Origin of the sequence: Anaerobutyricum soehngenii, assembly GCF_009697165.1 — a bacterium.
Taxonomy (GTDB): domain Bacteria; phylum Bacillota; class Clostridia; order Lachnospirales; family Lachnospiraceae; genus Anaerobutyricum; species Anaerobutyricum soehngenii.
The window spans coordinates 41,797-56,479 of record NZ_VULP01000006.1; the positions used below are offsets into that span (position 1 = coordinate 41,797).

Sequence of the window (14,683 nt, forward strand, 5' to 3'; positions counted from 1 at the left end):
CATTCCCAAGGTTACTCCGACAGTTCTACATGAATTACTTCCACCTCTTCTTCAGATTTCGGTGTGTACTGCGGATTTAACTCTTTCTCTACTTTGTACCGGTTCTTCTCGTTTTCATCTGCAAGAAGCCGATAGTTTTTGTGTTTCGTGATATCATATTTGTCCGAGAAAAATGGTCTGGCCCCACGGATCTGCAGGATACATTTTCCACCATCCATGACTGCAATCTCATCTTCTGTCATCAGCTGTTTGCCTGTTTTCTGGTAATTCAATCCAAAGGACTTCTGATTGCTCCTCGTTTCCGAAGTGTTATACAGGTCAATGGTTTCCTTACCCAGAAGCTCGCTCATTTCCTTTAAGGTAGTTTTCTCTTTTCCTCCAAGAAATAGTGTGGTATCACAGTTACCCAGAATAGTATCTGCACTATCCTTATACATTGCCTTTAGCTGACTCTGTGACTGCAAAATAATAGAAGCAGAGATTTCCCTGCTTCGGATGGTTGCAATCAGCTTGTCAAACTGAGGAATTTGTCCAATATTGGCAAACTCATCAGCAATGACACGCACATGAACTGGCAGTCTTCCACCATATTCATCATCTGCTTTGTGACAAAGCAGATTGAAAAGCTGTGACTGTAACATGGCAATCACAAAGTTAAATGTTGTATCTGTATCGGACATAATCAAAAACAAGGCTGTCTTCCTGTCCCCGATCTTATCCAGTTCCATTTCATCATAAGACATGATCTCACGAAGTTCTGCTATATCAAATGGTGCCAGCCTCGCACCACAGGAAATAAGAATACTTTTGGCTGTTTTGCCAGCCGCCATTTTGTATTTTTTATACTGTCTGACCGCAAAGTGCTGCGGATCTCTTTCTTCCAGTTCCTGGAACATCATATCCACTGGATTCTGGTAAGTTTCATCCTCTTCACGGGTTTCGCTTTCATTCAAAAGATCCAGAAGGGTATTCAGATTCTTTTCCTCTTCATCTCCTTCATACCAGATAAAAGCAATCAATGCCGTGTACAACAGCTTCTCTGCTTTCACCCAAAAATCTTCGGAAGCTTTTTCCCCTTCGCCTTTGGTATTAACAATAATTGTTGTAACCAGCTTCAGGATATCTTTTTCAGACCGTATGTCGGGTAAGAGACTGGCATTGCTGCCAGCCCCTCCCCTAAGAACCGTACGTGACAGTTTCCCGTCATACGGCTCAAGCCTATCGTAAGGCCTCGTGTAAAACGAAACCCGGCTCAGATCAAGTAGTTTGGCTCATGCAGATTTCGATGACACCAGGGATGTACCATAATAGCAGGCCATTTCCTGTTGTTTTCGGTGGTAAAATGCGTCTTGAATCCTGTTTCGGATGTAATTCTTTCTCCGCATACAGGGCAGCATCGTTTTTGGCTATTCCAGATTTTAACGAGTTTTTTTCGTCCTTTGGTACTGTTCAACATTTTTTCCCCGTCACGTTCCTCATAATATCCCGTCCATCTCTCATCGAATGGGTTGGCTTCGGCGGCGATTTTCCTGAATCGGATGATTTTAGTGTTTGCCGCGTATTCCAGTTTGAGGTATTTTTCATCGAAGTCTTTACCGCGGAAAGCAGGCTCCGTTGCAAACGTCCACGTCCGGTTATCAATGTGATGCCAGTATTTATTAGCAATCCATCTCTTACCTTTTCGTTTGTGTCTGCGGCAAGCCCACCTCCATAGGCACTCGAAAATCCTGTGGTCAACCAATCCAAAAATATCCGCCGAAACTACATAGCGGTGGTAGTTGACCCAACCACGAATGACAGGATTTAACTTGCGAATGAGCAAGTCCTGTGTGGCTGTTTTGTTCTCCCTGACGATAGTCCGCACTTTTTTGAGGAAGGATTTTATTGCATTCTTTGATGGCTTGATGAGCAATTTTCCGTTGTATTTCCGAATATTTTGCCCAAGGAAGTCAAAGCCGTCGCTGATGTGCGTGATCACCGTTTTTTCCTCTGAGAGTTGCAGACCGCGCTCCGCCAGAAAGTCCTTGATGAGCGGCATAACCTCATTGCGTAGAGTCTCCGGGCTTTTCCCGGTAACGATAAAGTCGTCGGCATATCGCACGAAGTTAATCTGGTCGTAAACAGTTTTACCTGCCACCGTCCGTCTCATTGGGAATCTCTCTTTTAGAATCCGCTCCAGACCGTCTAAGGTCATGTTCATCAAGACTGGCGAGATTGTGCCGCCCTGTGGGGTTCCTTCCTCTGTTGGAAAGAGCTTTTTGGTCTCCACAAAGCCGCATTTCAGCCATTTTCCGAGCATCTCTTTATCCATTGGAATGTTTTCCAACAGCCAGTTATGGCTGATGTGGTCAAAGCAACCCTTAATGTCTCCCTCCAAAATCCATTGAGGGGAACCGGATCTGCACAAATCGTTGAAGCATTGCCCGATAGCATCGTGTGTGCTTCTTCCGATTCTAAAGCCGTAGGAGTTCGGGTCTGCCAGAGTTTCTGCCAATGGTTCCAGTGCAAACTTATATAATGTCTGCATGGCACGGTCTGTCATCGTTGGGATACTCAGGGGACGCATTTTCCCGTTTTTCTTCGGGATATACACCCGTCTGAGAGGTTGAGGCTTATAGCCCCGGCGCTTGAGTTTATCAATCGCCTCGAATTTGCCTTTTGGCGTTTTCCATAATTCATGGTCTACACCAGCGGTATTTTTGCCTTTATTACTTGTCACACGCTTCACTGCCAATGCTTTGGCGTAGAAAGAATGTGTCAACAGCCATTGCAGGGATTTCACCTTGTTGTAATGACCGTCTTTTTGAGCCTTTACGATACGCATTTGCAGCTTTTTAACATAGGCCTCCGCTTTCTTCCAATCAATGGTTTCCCAGCTTTGTGCCCTGTAAGCAGGCGCACACAGTTTCCTGTTCATTTGCGATTCCTCCTTTCAAAAGTTCTATAAATTCTCTCGTAAAGATAGACCTGCTGGAAGTCAGCCCGCTTTCGCGTGGGATACTGTTTCAATCCCTATCCGTCCTCATTACAAGGTCGGCGTTCGCTTTTTCCAGCGTTCCTTACCCGCGTTTCTGTCGGCTTTCCTTGCGGTCAGCTTTCCGAATATCGGAGAGAGCGCGGGCTTACCACGTTTCACGTAATCAACCGTGTAGGTTAGGTGCCGCCTATCCGCCGGCAGTCCTGTTTGTCCATGTGTTCCCAGCATACAGGGGAACATCCGACTGCACACCTTTTGGTTCAGGCTTATCAGCAACTTTAGCCTGGTTCCCATTAACGACGTTTAACAGCGATTTACTTACATTCACCATGCTACACAAGCCAAGCTCCCCAGCCAGACGTTGCTTCCAGCTTTTCGCCTCTGCCTCGCGACTTCGGCTTGACCCTTTCGGGAGGGCTACCTTTTCTCGCCATGCTTCCTCACGACCGTTGCCAGCCGCTTCGGTGACGATAGACTACTGCTAATGGAATAACAGGTTCGGTCAGAGCCGAACAGTTTAATTACGCGACCTCGTGTCGCGCATAAGCAAATGGATTGTAATGAAGCGATTTGGAAAAGTTGATAGTATTCAGAACCTTAATCACATATGGTTCGTGTACCACTTTTCCTGATTTATCTTTCATAATATTTCCATTCTTATCTTTCTTAGGTGGTCCCTTTGCTAACATCTTCCCGCACTCCTCGATCAGAGTGCCTTTCGGATCTGTAATGACCATGGAACAGTTCATCTGCATGACTGACGGCTTAACGAAAAATCGAGTTTTTCCGGAACCACTGCCGCCAATGACCACTATATTTTTATTTCTTGCATACTTTGGCTGTTTAGGTCTACTTTCCATAGTCAATGCTTCTGTTGCTGTTAATGGAATATTCATCCAGGGATCTTCCGACATATAAGGTTTAATATCCTCAGCGTTTCCCCATCTGGCTGAACCATACTCGATTCCTTTCCGGAGTTTCTTTGCATCTGACTGTTTCTGCCATACCAGTAATTTCAGAATGACAGCTGCTACAATTCCTGTCAGCATATCACGCCAGTTAAAACTTGGCTGCAATCCAGTAAGAATCCTGTCTGCATGTTCCATCGCATATAATAGCTTGTTCCCAATATCTTCTCCCAGACTGTTTCTGTAAAGAAATGATGCCCGATTTGTATAAAAAGCAGTTAAGATATATGGGATATTGGTAAGAACCAGTTTCTTTTTATCCAGGGCGGACAGCCTGACCCTGATCTTATTCTTCCATTTTTGCATCAGATTTTTACCGATTTGCTTTTTCATCGGCTCTGCTCCTGATGCCGGTTCTTTACTTTGTCCTTCGATTTCTTTGGCATCATTGCTCTGTAAGTTGCAAGACGCTTGTGAATAGAAGGCTTATTCGCTTTTTGAATCTGTTTCTGGGAAAACTCACGGAAAGCAGCATTGAGGGCATCCTGATCACGTCCTTTAAAAAACACCAGATACATCGGTGGATCTTTACTCTTATCTTTTTTCAAAGCATAATTGATCCCGTATTTTCTGGCATAACGTTCAAAGGACTTGATATTCTTATTTGTGATCTCGATATTGACCATCCCGGCATTTTGTTTTGCCAGCTCTTTTACCGTGACCTTTCCCTGTTTCGGCTGATTCTTCTTCGCTTTCTTCTCTACCGATTTCTGCTTCTGATGACGCAGATAAGCAGCAAGAACCTTTTTCAATAAATCTGCTGTTACTTTGGTAGTCCGAATGCAGAACGTGACCGTTTTCTGAGTTACCTCTTCCTGCATGATTTTCCCTCCTTTCAGCGATTTAACTGCTGTCCAGATCTGTAATCATGGCAACCACCTCCTTCATTCTTTACTCTTCCTCCGCACACAACGCTTTAAAAAATTCTTTTCCTTTTGGTGTAACCAATGTCTGTGAACCAAGATGTCCATTGTTAAAATAGTCTTTTACAATAAACAGATCATTGTTCTTCTCCACCGCATAGGGTAACAGCGTGCCGGATGGACTCCTATATAGAAATCCTCTATTTAAAAGAAGTTTCACAAATTTTCTTTCTGGAAATTCAATCTCTTTTGCCGTCGTTCGAATATTGGTGCATTCTCCTGTAATCATGAAATGATCATAATAATCTGCTTTTGGCTGCATATCCTTTACACGATTTTGCAATTCTCGATTTCGATTGTTTTCTGCCAAAAGTCTCTCGGCAAATTCCAAAAGAAGTTCCGGGTTATCTTTTACCCTGTCTAAAAGATCGGTCTCTAAATATCCGCCTGTTTTCCTAATAGCCGGAAGTACCTCATCAAATACCCACTTCTCAAAATTCTGTGCTGACTTTAAACGACTTTTTGTAATCAGCCGATATACATCTCCCTCTGGAATAAAAATCATTGGCTGTACCCCACCTGATGTAAGGACGCCCCGTTTCAGGGCCCCCTTGCAATGAACATTTATCGCATTTCTTGGTTTTGCATATCCCAAAGCAAATGCTACATCCATTCCAGAAAATAAAAGTCTGCCTCCATCTTCAATCATACGGATGGAACCAAACTCCGAATTGTGAAACTCTGTGATTTTATAATCCGTCTTCTCCATCCTCTTCTCCATCCTCTTCTCCTCCTGAACCGGCAAGTAACATCAAACCATTTTCAATGATTGTGCTCCTAATAAACTCTGCTACATTCACGGTTAAATAACCAAGATATTCTGCAAGGAAACTACTATATTCCTCTTCTGTCAACAATTCCTCCAGTGCTTCCAAATGAGCTGTCACTTTAGAAGTCTGCTTTCCGCCAAGCAGCTTGCCTAATATTTCTGTAAATTCCTCTGTGTCACATGACTCAAACATACATAAGATCATCTCCATTGTTGTTTCCAAAACTAAACGATCCATTTTCATTTTTGTCAGCTCTTCCATTGTTTTCATGGAAGTCATAAGTGCATCGCTTGTCATATGTTCTGTATTGATTCTTCCTTCTGAATCAACCAATCCTATTGCAAATAATTCTAAAAAGTATTTTCTCATAAATCTTGTCCTCCTATCGAAATGGCATTTCTTGTTCAAGTTCTTCTGGTATATCGAATGGAATCTTCCTCTTCTCTGCTGGTTGAAATCCGTCAGATTCTTCTTTTTTTGTTTTGGCTTCTGCAAACTCTACATTATCCATAATGACTTCGGTATAATAGGATGCAGTTCCAGTCTGTTCATCTTTGATCTGAGAGATTACCAACTCTCCGGAAAGAGCAATCTTAATTCCTTTTTCAAGATATTTCTCCACAAATTCTGCATTATTTCCATAAGCTGTGATCATCACTACAAATGCTTTGCTTGTGCGATTTCTTTTTACTACCAGTGGAAACCTAGATACTTTGGTTTGTCCCTTTTGCGTAGATGTCAGCTTAGTTTCTGGATCTCTGGCAAGTCTACCCATTAAAACAATCGTATTCATTCTTTTTGTCCTCCCTTTCTTCCTGCAACACCCTTCCCTGGTATTTCAAACAGGATAATAATCTGTGCATTTTCTGCACGAAAAAATGAGGAATGGATTCGAACCATTCCCCACTTGCTACAGGATTTCTCCTGTAATATAAATAAGAAAATCTAAGTATTCACATTTGGGCTTTGTCTGTACATATACATCTGATCGTTATCATTCCAGATAACCCGGCTGTAAAAATACAGTCACAGTCTCTGTTTCAGCAGAGGTCCTGTACCCTTCGGTGGTATCATTATTGCTTCGCTCTTCCCGTAGGAGTCTTCGCCTGCACGAGCCGGATTATCTCCGGTAAGCATGTTCCTCAAGATGTATCAGCTCCTTCAATTGTCAAGGTGCAATCGGAAGAACTGTCTGAACCTCTTTTACGTTTGTGATTTTTGGAAATCAGAGGATTTTCAATTTGCCTTCCATATACTCTGTATTGGGAGCGACAAAATCGGACATGATTTTAGAAATTTTTTGAAATTATTTTTTGAAGTGTAAAAAGATATAAAAAAAAGATGCCAGGATTTCTCCTGACACCATAGTGACTATGCCAACTTCGTGCCCACTGGGCACAAGGTTGATTGTATTATTCTTCATTTCCTAATGATATTGGTTCTTTCTTTGTTTTCTTGTTTTTAGATATCATCTTATGACCTGTGTAAATAGCCATAATCATACAAAGCAAAGAACTTGCCGCAAAATATTTATGGCTTGATTTTGAACCTTTATATCCGCTATAAAAAGTTCCTAGCATCGTTATCAATGCTCCGACAGACCAATATTCATGAGCTTTCATTCTAACATCTCCCTTTGTGTTAATTTTAATATGTACCGTTTGATGAAATATGCAAACAGGAATTTGGAACGTGCTTTATAAATTTTTTCCGATCCCCTCAAGTTCGTTCATGGAATCCTTGTTTTTTTCAAGTTCATCTCTGGCTGTTGCATAATATGATTTTTTGAAAAGCATATCCCATGAAAGATATTTTGCCATACAGTCAAACTGCTTATCAATCAGCTCATACTGGATACTGTCTACGGGAGAACCGCCTACAACAATCGTGCCAACTTTTTTATTTTTTAACTGCAATCCACGGCAGTAGCACTTATCAATGATAAGTTTCAATTGTGCTGACATTCCCCACCAATAAACTGGTGTAGCAAAAAGAATCATATCTGCGGCAGCAATTTTATCAATTGTAGGATTTGTATCATCCTTATCGACGCATCCCTTAGAGCATTGACAGACACCACATCCCTTGCATGGTGCAATGTTGAGTTTGTCAGGTTCAATGATTTCAATTTCATTCTTTTCTGATGCTCCTTTTATAAATGCATTGATTGCTGTCAGCGTGTTTCCTTTTCTGGCACTTCCATTAATGATTACAATTTTCATGCGTGTATCCTCCAACTTCCGATTTCATGATATCATTTCTAATACAGATTTTACCGTATTTTTCAGATTCAGTCCATCTTTTAATCCCATTCGATAGAAAAATTCTTCTGTTTCTGCTCCACTGCTAAAAATTGCATTACAGTATTCCGTAATCACTTCTTCCTGTTCTTGGGATAACGTTTCCAGTAATTTCTGGTATTTCTTATCAATCTCACTTACTGGCTCTTTATCCTGCTTTAACTTCCATTCTGAATATGCTTTCCCCATATGCTCTGTAATTGTCAGATTCACAAATTCCTGCACTTCCTCGGATATGGTGCTCGCAGATTCCTGTTTATCTTTCTTTTTATCATTTGATTTTTCAAGTGTCGTGTCATCAATATAACGAATGATTTCTCGAATATTTGACTTCATCGACTGCAGATATCCTTTCATCAGCACAGCTACTTTTCTAGCATCCGATTTTTCGGTTTCTTTTTCCAGCATATAAAACTCTTCCAGTTCTTTCAGAATATCCATCCCTGCTTTCATCTGAAATTCCACCTCAAGCAAATCATCCATCACTTTATATAATTCTTCCATTGTTTATTTCTGCCTTTCCATATAGCGCCACTATATTTTCCACAATCATCCAAAAATAAATTCCTGTAATCCACATTTCACAACTTCAATTACTGCAACTATCCCCATACCGATATGTGGGAGTAGAACAAACACTACTGTCGTAATAATCGCTGATTTCATTGTCCAGTCCGTACTGATTCCAAACCCAATACTCAAAACTTCTGTCACAACAGAGATTCCGGCTATCAGATAGCAGAATCCAGCAGATAACCCAACCAGGAACACCAGCACAATATTCACCGCTGCAAGTACCAGCCAAACAGGAGCTGCAATAATTCGAAATGGCAGTTTTATCATAAATCTCAACATAATTCTTCCTCCTACTTTGTGCCCAGTGGACACAAGGTTATTTTAGCATATCTGCCAGATATGACTATCTCTTTTTAAACTTCGTGCCCAGTGGGCACAAAGTTCTTACCTGTCTGGAATATCCTTCCCCCAGTACATGTCATGTCGAACTTCAGCATCATAAAACTGATTGATTGTTGCAGGAGCGTTATACAATACCGTCAGCATATACTGCCGGATATTCTTCACTTTGCTTGTACTCCTGTCAAGACTGAAAAACACATACTGGATGTGTTCATACCCGACTTTGAGCAAACGGCTCTTGACCACTTGTGTAGGCACAGCTTCCCCATTGATCTGTTGATATGTCTTTGTCGAACATATTGCATCCAGCATCAGCTCTACCAGCTCTTCTACTCGTCCAGTTCCATAGCTCTGACAAAGGATCTCATATTCGATATTATCATGAATTAACTGTCGATACTCATTTCTCTCCTGTATCCTATCTCTCCCTTTCTCTTGTTCAGATAGATATTGATAAGATTCATTCTCACTAAATTCAGTATAATTATATTCAGTATTATTACAGTTTGTTTTTGAAACTTCTTGAAGTTTGTTTTCTAAACTTCTTGAAGTTTGTTTTTCAAACTCCTTGAAGTTTGTTTTTGAAACTTCTTGAAGTTTATTTTTCAAACTTCCTGAAGTTTGTTTTTCAAACTTCTGTGTATTTACGGGCTTTTCCGGCTCTTTTTTCGCATATTCTTCTATTTCTGTCTCTGTATTTTCTTTTCTCTCTGCTACATTTTCCGGTGTTTCTTCCGAATCAAAGATTGCTGGCTCATCTGGATATTCTGTCAGGCTGAAATTTTTCACGTAAATAACATTTGTTTTTCCAAGTCCGATTCGCCTCTTCTCAATCAATCCAATCCCTTTTTCCTGATCCAGCTCTTTTAGACAATTCACAGCCTTATTCCTGCCACAGTTAAGCATTTCCATAATCTCTTCCACCGAAAAGAAAATATATGCCCTGTCCTCTTCATCAAACCACCGGTTCTTGATGGACAGTGACATCCGGTCTAACATCAGTCCGTACAGCACCTTTGCTTCGCAGGAGAGATTTTTAAAATATTCACTTGTAAACAGCAGTTTGGGAATACGATAAAAACTGTACATATCGCATTCCATTCCTTGAAAATAATGGAATGTTGCTCTTATACTCATGACACATCCCTCCCTTCGTACTTATCAATGATTCTGATTGCTCCATTCCTCCAAAAGCTGACATATAACAGTCCGTATCTTCTGTTCATCATACTCTGGAGGAAAATACTTCTTAATTTCATCCTGTTTTAATGTTACCGTTGTTTTCTTTTTACGCTCTCCTATAACCAGGAGCCGCACAATCTCTTTTGTCAGCGTTTTTTCTTCTCGATGTTGCCTTATTTTTTTTGCCTGTTCCAGACTTGGATATTTTCCGGTACTCTCATGCACTTCCTCCACCATCTCCTGTTCTGGAACCGTAAGGTAGGAAAGCTCTACACCTACCTGCAATCCGATCACATCACGATCTACTGCGTTTAATAGGTCATTCATCAGATAAGTAAGCCGGATATAGCGATACACCTGCCTTGCACTGTCATTTGCGTTCTTTCCAATGTCTTTCGCACTGATACCGCCTGATGTTCCCTGATGATTCATTGCTTCCATCTTCATACGGTAAGCAAATGCCTTTTCACTTGGGAGTATATTAGGTCTCTGCAGATTGCTGTCTACCATCGCACGGACAGCTGTATCTTGATCCATATTTCTGATAATAACCGGAACCTCTTTAAGACCAGCAAGTTGTGCCGCATGTCTCCTTCTGTGACCGGCGATGATTTCATATTCACCATCACCCAGCGGTCGTACCAGTAATGCTGTAAGAATTCCCTCTTCTTTCACACTTTCCACCAGTTCCGCCATTGCCTCATCATCATTTACTTGAAATGGATGGTTCTCGAAAGAATGTAAATGCTCAAGTGAAACCTGCTGGATATCGTTCGTTTCTTCTCCTCCTCCAAGTAATTCATCATAAGATGTCAGTTTTATCTTCGATGCACTTCTACCTTTCATCCAAAAGCACCTCCTGTGTCATCTGCCAATATGCAGCCGCTACTTTTCCTTTTGGATCATGCTCAAATATGCTGATTCCTTCCGCACTGATTTCAGCTGCTCGTACTGAAAATGGAATACTCTGTGGAAAAATCTTAATCTGGTTTCCATATGTATCAAAAATCAGATCAGATATATCTCTTGCATAGTTCGTTCGGTTATCCACCATTGTGATCAATATACCTCCAATTTTCAGTTGTTTGTTAAGCTGTCTTCGCACCTTTCCTATCGTCCGTATCAGCTGTTCTAGACCCTTTACAGGAAGATAAGCCGCCTGGACAGGTATAATAACTGCATCGACACTGGCAAGTGCATTGATCGTCAGCATTCCAAGTGATGGCATACAGTCAATCAATATATAGTCGTATTCTTCTCTCATTCTTTCTATATATTGTTTTAAGACAAGTTCCCTGCTCATAATATTTACAAGTGAAACTTCCATTCCAGAGAGTTCGATGTTTGCCGGAATCAAATCAATTCCTTCCTGGTGATGTAAAATTCCCAGTGTATTTTCAAATAGTTCATCTTCTACAATCTTTGTCAGAATAGTAGCCAGTGTGATTGGTAATTCATCTGGGTTATGATACCCAAGACTTGCTGTCATACTTCCCTGCGGATCATTGTCAATCACAAGCACTTTCTTCCCTGCTTTTGCAAGTCCGACTGCCAGATTCACGCAACTTGTTGTCTTGCCAACCCCGCCTTTTTGTGAACACAATGCCAGCACTTTACAATCCTTCATTACTTTCTCTTCCATCCTTTTTATCCTCCCATAAATAACTTGAACCTTTCAGCATCCATAATGCTGCTTCCAAAAATGCAAGATACCGTTCTGTCATACTATCAAGAACCGATTCTGAAATAACTGGTTTTTCAGACTTCAAATCTTTTGCCACATCCTCCAAAACCAAACTCATTTCCTTCATTTCTGACCGGATAATCTCAATTGTTTCTTTCTTTCCAACAACACATACATGATTGTAAATGCATGATCGGACGATATAATCCTGTTTTTTCATTCCGCTCACTTTCACTCGTTCTTCAATTGTTGCTTTTTCATAAGAATTCACCCGAAAAGAAATGGTCGTTGTGTTGTGTTTTCCATGTCTGTCACCAGCCATCGCTTATTCCTCCTCTTCCTCATGTTTCTTATCTAGCAAACCTGCTAATTTACTCTGTGTAGACGGATACAGATGTGAATAAGTGTTCAACGTGGTTTCCACCTTTTCATGTCCAAGGCGTTCTGCAATCTCCAATGGAGCCACCCCCATATCAACCAGCATACTGGCATGGGAATGGCGGAGATCATGAAGTCGTATCCGCTTTACACCAGACCGCTCGATTCCGGTAGCCATACAATGTTCCATATGCGATTTGGTAAACCGAAAAAGTCTTTCCTTTTTCATAATTCCATACAAATGACTGCAATACTCCCTAAATTCCTCTGCAAGAAAATCCGGCATCGTAATCACACGGATACTCTTTGGAGTTTTCGGCTGCGTGATCATATCCTTTCCTTTCAGTCTCTGATAAGATTTATTGATTGATATGGTTTTCTCTTCAAGATTGATGTCATTATAAGTAAGTGCAAGCAATTCACCGATACGCATTCCGGTCCAGTACAACAAAAGAAACGCCATTCTTGTCTCCGGCTTATCACTTACTGTTTCCAGAAAAGCATTGAACTCTTCCTGCATCCAGAAGTCCTTCGGTTCTCCTTTACTCTTGCCAATCGCTCCTGCCTTCCTGCAGGGATTATCCTGCAGGTTATAATACCGCATTGCATAATTGAAGATTGCAGTCAGCTGGCAGTTCACTGTTTTCAGATAAGTAGGAGAATATCCTTTTCCATTCTTATCCTTATACGTCAGCAACTCATTCTGCCATGCACGGACGTCTGCCACCGTAATTTCACTGAGAATCTTCTTTTCAAAATAAGGCTTGATTTTCAGGTCAATAATATATCGCTTCGTGTACATAGTGTTTTCTCTGAGACGGACATCCATATCTTTGTAATAAATCTCCAGAAAATTTCCAAATTCAATATCCACACCCTGGCTCTGCTGTTGCAGGAAATCTCTTTCCCATTCCTTAGCTTCACCCTTGGTCCTGAATCCTCTTTTCTGTTTTCTTTTCCGATTTCCCTGCCAGTCTTTGTAATAGACCTGTACTTTCCAGTTTTTTCCTTCTTTGTAAACCCCCATTGCTAATCCTCGACTTTCATGCCATAAATCTTTTCTGCCAGGAATTTCGTAGAGATTTTTCCAGCTACTACAATATAGCCTTTTGCCTTCAATTCTTTGTTGTATTCTCGCATCAGACTATATGCATAAGTTTTTGAAACTCCAAGAATTGCACACACATCATCCACATCCATATACATTTTTTCCTGCATCATACTCATACCGCTTTATCCTCCTTCAAATACTGCTCAACATGTTCCAGACCATAGATCTTGTCCTCTACATAGCGGGTTGGCACCCGACCGAGAATCACATAATAGTTCTTGCTTGCCAGATCGGCATTCATTCTTTCCACTACCCGGTAAGCAAACGAAACTGATAATCCAAAGAGTTCTGCAATGTCTTCCACTGATAAATACATTTTTCTCTTACGCATGAAACCATTCCTTTCCCTCTTCCTGTGGAATCTCACAAGTATCTTCTACTCCGTAGAAACGCTTCACAAAATACTTTGTCGGAACTTTTCCTCTAAGCGTCAGGTAGCCCTGTTCTTCCAGTTCCTTGTTCAGATTTCCGATGATTTCATAAGCCGATGTCTGTTTTACTTCCAGAAGTTCACATATATCGGCTGCCTTTAAAAATAATTTATTCTGCATAATCAGTACCTCCTGTGTTTTGAATATTTATCTCTTCATATACTCTGTACTGGCAGATGCAAAATCGGACATCATTTTCCGAAATTTATCAAATTTTCTTGTTTTTTAATTCTCCATCAGTGTGATTACTGTGTCATGGAGTTTAAGCTCATCGAAAGTAAAGAACCTTTCTGTGGTATCTGTTTTCTAAATGCAGGCAACAAAAAAACAGTCTGCCTTGACGAAAATCACTTCAATCAAAACAAACTGTTCTTCATATTTACTCTAATTTTATTTTATGAGAATAACCGATTTCACGAAATTTGCAGGTGAATCTGGAATATAAACAAGAGAAAAAAATAATTTTTAAACTCCATTTGCACTCCATTTGGTCTTTTCGACACCCCGCAAAGCCTTTATTTATGGGCTTTTCCGCGATTTTTCTGTTCATTAACACACTCCATTATCCACTTTTTCGCACTTTCTATTATCCAGTAAAAGTGAACTACTTTCCCCCCACAAAACCTCTTTTCTCCCACAAAAAAAGGCTCCGAACCTACTATGTAGATTCAGAACCTTAAAGTGTATAGATTATTCATTTTTACAAAAAACTGAATAATAAGGTTTGCGAACAAACATAGTGTTATTTTCTTCTGCCATTATATCAATATTATGGCATGTCTGCAACACCATTTTTATCTATAGTGTCATATCATATTTATAAAAATATTAAATTTTTATTAATTATTTGCATCTCCATAAAACCCTTACTGGGTACTGTCTTCACACTGCCATAATTTTGCAAGATTTGCGTTATTTTCAATATCTAGTACAATTATAATATAAAGAATGTATATCGAATTATAAACAAAAATGGCAGCAAGCGTCCACAGGACTCGTGCCGAAGGCAGCCCCTCTGGCAAGAGCACCGGGTATAGCGTT

Annotated in this window: 17 protein-coding genes and 2 pseudogenes; all 19 read right to left on the reverse strand. The window is 40.6% G+C overall.

Going from position 1 to position 14,683, the window contains the following annotated elements; all coding sequences use genetic code 11:
• Positions 1–11 precede the first annotated feature (11 nt).
• Positions 12–1,139 (reverse strand): annotated as a pseudogene (locus FYJ25_RS04520) (VirD4-like conjugal transfer protein, CD1115 family); the annotation flags it as partial.
• Positions 1,140–1,252: 113 nt separating this feature from the next.
• On the reverse strand, positions 1,253–2,917 hold the full coding sequence (ltrA, locus tag FYJ25_RS04525; RefSeq protein ID WP_154580646.1) for a group II intron reverse transcriptase/maturase: 1,665 nt from the start codon (positions 2,915–2,917) through the stop codon (positions 1,253–1,255).
• A gap of 590 nt (positions 2,918–3,507) precedes the next feature.
• Positions 3,508–4,278: pseudogene (locus tag FYJ25_RS04530) on the reverse strand (type IV secretory system conjugative DNA transfer family protein); the annotation flags it as partial.
• The gene (locus FYJ25_RS04535) at positions 4,275–4,766 is read right to left on the reverse strand and encodes a PcfB family protein (RefSeq protein ID WP_026650181.1); all 492 of its coding nucleotides are present in this window, start codon (positions 4,764–4,766) and stop codon (positions 4,275–4,277) included. The pseudogene FYJ25_RS04530 and the gene FYJ25_RS04535, both read right to left, overlap by 4 nt.
• Before the next feature lie 70 nt (positions 4,767–4,836).
• Positions 4,837–5,589, reverse strand: a complete 753-nt coding sequence (locus tag FYJ25_RS04540) for a phage antirepressor KilAC domain-containing protein (RefSeq protein WP_227147546.1) — start codon at positions 5,587–5,589, stop codon at positions 4,837–4,839.
• Complete coding sequence (locus FYJ25_RS04545) at positions 5,558–6,007, reverse strand: hypothetical protein (RefSeq protein ID WP_118726027.1); 450 nt, start codon at positions 6,005–6,007, stop codon at positions 5,558–5,560. Before FYJ25_RS04545 ends, FYJ25_RS04540 begins: the two co-directional genes overlap by 32 nt.
• Before the next feature lie 13 nt (positions 6,008–6,020).
• Positions 6,021–6,431 carry a single-stranded DNA-binding protein gene (locus FYJ25_RS04550; protein ID WP_049946959.1) on the reverse strand — a complete coding sequence of 137 codons (411 nt, stop codon included), beginning with the start codon at positions 6,429–6,431 and terminating at the stop codon, positions 6,021–6,023.
• 619 nt (positions 6,432–7,050) lie between these two features.
• Positions 7,051–7,260 (reverse strand): DUF6219 family protein, encoded by a 210-nt coding sequence (locus FYJ25_RS04555; RefSeq protein ID WP_009300563.1) that lies wholly within the window; start codon positions 7,258–7,260, stop codon positions 7,051–7,053.
• Between the two features lie 75 nt (positions 7,261–7,335).
• Positions 7,336–7,860, reverse strand: coding sequence for a flavodoxin family protein (locus FYJ25_RS04560; protein WP_008119059.1), 525 nt, complete (start codon positions 7,858–7,860; stop codon positions 7,336–7,338).
• Between the two features lie 24 nt (positions 7,861–7,884).
• The gene (locus tag FYJ25_RS04565; protein WP_118726028.1) at positions 7,885–8,442 is read right to left on the reverse strand and encodes a hypothetical protein; all 558 of its coding nucleotides are present in this window, start codon (positions 8,440–8,442) and stop codon (positions 7,885–7,887) included.
• Between the two features lie 45 nt (positions 8,443–8,487).
• Complete coding sequence (locus FYJ25_RS04570) at positions 8,488–8,793, reverse strand: hypothetical protein (protein WP_028087788.1); 306 nt, start codon at positions 8,791–8,793, stop codon at positions 8,488–8,490.
• A gap of 105 nt (positions 8,794–8,898) precedes the next feature.
• The gene (locus tag FYJ25_RS04575) at positions 8,899–9,993 is read right to left on the reverse strand and encodes a replication initiator protein A (protein WP_028087787.1); all 1,095 of its coding nucleotides are present in this window, start codon (positions 9,991–9,993) and stop codon (positions 8,899–8,901) included.
• 24 nt (positions 9,994–10,017) lie between these two features.
• Positions 10,018–10,884, reverse strand: a complete 867-nt coding sequence (locus FYJ25_RS04580; protein ID WP_026650282.1) for a ParB/RepB/Spo0J family partition protein — start codon at positions 10,882–10,884, stop codon at positions 10,018–10,020.
• A complete protein-coding gene (locus tag FYJ25_RS04585; RefSeq protein ID WP_026650281.1) occupies positions 10,874–11,680 on the reverse strand; it encodes a ParA family protein in 807 nt (268 codons plus the stop codon). The genes FYJ25_RS04580 and FYJ25_RS04585 overlap by 11 nt, the downstream gene beginning before the upstream one ends.
• The gene (locus FYJ25_RS04590) at positions 11,652–12,044 is read right to left on the reverse strand and encodes a plasmid mobilization protein (RefSeq protein WP_073113076.1); all 393 of its coding nucleotides are present in this window, start codon (positions 12,042–12,044) and stop codon (positions 11,652–11,654) included. Before FYJ25_RS04590 ends, FYJ25_RS04585 begins: the two co-directional genes overlap by 29 nt.
• Positions 12,045–12,047: 3 nt before the next feature.
• The gene (locus FYJ25_RS04595) at positions 12,048–13,127 is read right to left on the reverse strand and encodes a site-specific integrase (RefSeq protein ID WP_024854000.1); all 1,080 of its coding nucleotides are present in this window, start codon (positions 13,125–13,127) and stop codon (positions 12,048–12,050) included.
• Positions 13,128–13,129: 2 nt separating this feature from the next.
• Positions 13,130–13,327 (reverse strand): MerR family transcriptional regulator, encoded by a 198-nt coding sequence (locus FYJ25_RS04600; RefSeq protein WP_024853999.1) that lies wholly within the window; start codon positions 13,325–13,327, stop codon positions 13,130–13,132.
• Entirely contained in the window at positions 13,324–13,542 is a 219-nt protein-coding gene (locus tag FYJ25_RS04605; protein WP_008393122.1) for a hypothetical protein, read from the reverse strand. Before FYJ25_RS04605 ends, FYJ25_RS04600 begins: the two co-directional genes overlap by 4 nt.
• Complete coding sequence (locus FYJ25_RS04610; protein WP_008705329.1) at positions 13,535–13,762, reverse strand: hypothetical protein; 228 nt, start codon at positions 13,760–13,762, stop codon at positions 13,535–13,537. The genes FYJ25_RS04605 and FYJ25_RS04610 overlap by 8 nt, the downstream gene beginning before the upstream one ends.
• Positions 13,763–14,683 lie beyond the last annotated feature (921 nt).

What these genes read in the sequence shown, in the direction of transcription:
- ltrA (WP_154580646.1), bottom strand. Translation starts at nt 2,917, where the DNA reads ATGAACAGGAAACTGTGTGCGCCTGCTTACAGGGCACAAAGCTGGGAA.
- FYJ25_RS04535 (WP_026650181.1), bottom strand. Translation starts at nt 4,766, where the DNA reads ATGCAGGAAGAGGTAACTCAGAAAACGGTCACGTTCTGCATTCGGACT.
- FYJ25_RS04540 (WP_227147546.1), bottom strand. Translation starts at nt 5,589, where the DNA reads ATGGAGAAGAGGATGGAGAAGACGGATTATAAAATCACAGAGTTTCAC.
- FYJ25_RS04545 (WP_118726027.1), bottom strand. Translation starts at nt 6,007, where the DNA reads ATGAGAAAATACTTTTTAGAATTATTTGCAATAGGATTGGTTGATTCA.
- FYJ25_RS04550 (WP_049946959.1), bottom strand. Translation starts at nt 6,431, where the DNA reads ATGAATACGATTGTTTTAATGGGTAGACTTGCCAGAGATCCAGAAACT.
- FYJ25_RS04555 (WP_009300563.1), bottom strand. Translation starts at nt 7,260, where the DNA reads ATGAAAGCTCATGAATATTGGTCTGTCGGAGCATTGATAACGATGCTA.
- FYJ25_RS04560 (WP_008119059.1), bottom strand. Translation starts at nt 7,860, where the DNA reads ATGAAAATTGTAATCATTAATGGAAGTGCCAGAAAAGGAAACACGCTG.
- FYJ25_RS04565 (WP_118726028.1), bottom strand. Translation starts at nt 8,442, where the DNA reads ATGGAAGAATTATATAAAGTGATGGATGATTTGCTTGAGGTGGAATTT.
- FYJ25_RS04570 (WP_028087788.1), bottom strand. Translation starts at nt 8,793, where the DNA reads ATGTTGAGATTTATGATAAAACTGCCATTTCGAATTATTGCAGCTCCT.
- FYJ25_RS04575 (WP_028087787.1), bottom strand. Translation starts at nt 9,993, where the DNA reads ATGAGTATAAGAGCAACATTCCATTATTTTCAAGGAATGGAATGCGAT.
- FYJ25_RS04580 (WP_026650282.1), bottom strand. Translation starts at nt 10,884, where the DNA reads ATGAAAGGTAGAAGTGCATCGAAGATAAAACTGACATCTTATGATGAA.
- FYJ25_RS04585 (WP_026650281.1), bottom strand. Translation starts at nt 11,680, where the DNA reads ATGGAAGAGAAAGTAATGAAGGATTGTAAAGTGCTGGCATTGTGTTCA.
- FYJ25_RS04590 (WP_073113076.1), bottom strand. Translation starts at nt 12,044, where the DNA reads ATGGCTGGTGACAGACATGGAAAACACAACACAACGACCATTTCTTTT.
- FYJ25_RS04595 (WP_024854000.1), bottom strand. Translation starts at nt 13,127, where the DNA reads ATGGGGGTTTACAAAGAAGGAAAAAACTGGAAAGTACAGGTCTATTAC.
- FYJ25_RS04600 (WP_024853999.1), bottom strand. Translation starts at nt 13,327, where the DNA reads ATGAGTATGATGCAGGAAAAAATGTATATGGATGTGGATGATGTGTGT.
- FYJ25_RS04605 (WP_008393122.1), bottom strand. Translation starts at nt 13,542, where the DNA reads ATGCGTAAGAGAAAAATGTATTTATCAGTGGAAGACATTGCAGAACTC.
- FYJ25_RS04610 (WP_008705329.1), bottom strand. Translation starts at nt 13,762, where the DNA reads ATGCAGAATAAATTATTTTTAAAGGCAGCCGATATATGTGAACTTCTG.